Consider the following 770-nt stretch of genomic DNA (forward strand, 5'->3'; position numbering starts at 1 on the left):
TCGAGCCGCTGGAGGTAGTCCAGCTGGCCGTCCGCACGCCAGCGCACGACGTCGCCCGTGCGGTAGAGGCGGGCACCGGGCGTGGAGGCGAAGGGGTGGGGGATGAAGCGCTCCGCGCTGAGCGCGGGCTGGCCGAGGTAGCCCCAGGCGAGGCCTTCGCTGGCGAGGAAGAGTTCACCGGGGACGCCGACGGGCACCGGACGCAGGTGGGCGTCGAGGACGTAGGTGCGGGTGTTGGCGATGGGGCGGCCGATGGGCGGACGGGTGCCGTCATCCCGTGCGGTGGCGGCCACCGGGGTGAAGGTGGCGACGACGGTGCTCTCGGTGGGGCCGTAGTGGTTGAAGAGGGTGGCGGGTACGGAAGCAGGAGGGCCGTGGTGCAGGGCATCGCCGCCCGTCAGCAGGGCGCGCAAGGCCATGGGACGGGGCCACTCTTCACGCAGCACGGCCTCGGCGAGGGGCGTCGGCATGAAGCAGGTGGTGATGGCTTCCGTGGCCAGCCAGCGCAGCAGTTGCGACGGCTCGGCGCGCACGGCCTCCGGAGGCACGACGAGACTGGCGCCGGACGCGAGCGAAGGCCACACCTCCCAGGTGGAGGCATCGAAGGCCACTCCAGCAGTGAGGGCCGTCTTGTCCGAAGGCGCCAGGGCATAGGTGCGCTGGTGCCAGGTGACGAGGTTCATCAACCCCCGGTGGTGCACGGCGACGCCCTTGGGGCGCCCCGTGCTGCCCGAGGTGTAGATGACGTACGCGAGGTCCTCCGCGCCCAC

Annotated in this window: 1 protein-coding gene; it reads right to left on the minus strand. The window is 72.1% G+C overall.

The annotated features are described in order from the left end of the window. Window positions 1-770, minus strand: a 770-nt coding sequence (locus tag D7V97_RS43410; protein WP_147445277.1) for an AMP-binding protein, incomplete at both ends; no start/stop codon positions are given.

This window comes from Corallococcus sp. CA053C, from assembly GCF_003611675.1.
Lineage (GTDB): Bacteria > Myxococcota > Myxococcia > Myxococcales > Myxococcaceae > Corallococcus.